Source organism: Flagellimonas abyssi, from assembly GCF_019457905.1.
GTDB classification, from domain to species: Bacteria; Bacteroidota; Bacteroidia; order Flavobacteriales; family Flavobacteriaceae; genus Flagellimonas; species Flagellimonas abyssi.
In genome coordinates, this window is the sequence record NZ_JAHZSV010000085.1 from 1 (window position 1) to 719 (window position 719).

General features: G+C 52.6%; 1 protein-coding gene. It reads left to right on the forward strand.

The features are described 5' to 3' along the window. Positions 1-95: 95 nt before the first annotated feature. A partial coding sequence (locus K1F36_RS19885; RefSeq protein WP_470295099.1) for a transposase occupies positions 96-719 on the forward strand: 624 nt, incomplete at its 3' end.

Here is a 719-nt window from a genome sequence, read left to right on the forward strand (position 1 = left end):
GGCGGATGAAAGTGAGCCACTAAAAAGATCGATTCTATTTGAGTGTTGCGATGGTTTCTTTTGTAAAAAAGACCATGGCGAACAAACAGATAGATATGCGCAAGGCAAAAAGGATTTACAAATTGTACGGCGAGGGTGCCAGCAAGCGACGCATCAGCAAGGAACTTGGCATCTCCCGCAACACGGTGGCCAAGTACATCGAATTCTTCAAGTGTTACAGGCTGACGCCCTACGAGGTCTCGGAGATGACCCTGGAGGAGATCCATAGGCTCTTCAAGGCGGACCAAAAGCCCAAGAGCGAACAGCTGAGGACCTTAGAGCGGTACTTCCCCTATTTTGACAAGGAACTCCGCAAAACGGGGGTCACGCGACAGTTGCTCTGGGAAGAGTATTATGCGAAGCACCCGGACGGGTTCAAGCTCTCCCAGTTCAGGTACTGGTACCGTGAATGGACAAAGGGGACATCGCCAGTGATGCACTTCACCCATAAGGCGGGCGACAAGCTCTTCATCGATTTTACGGGCAAGAAGCTCCATATAACGGACAAATATACGGGAGAGATCCAGGAACTCGAGGTATACCTGTGCGTACTGGGCAGCAGCCATTACACCTACGTGGAGGCCTGTCGGAGCCAGAAACTGGAGGACTTCATGCGATGTACCGAGAACGCACTGTGGTTCTATGGCGGGGTCCCCCGTGCCCTGGTGACCGACAACCTG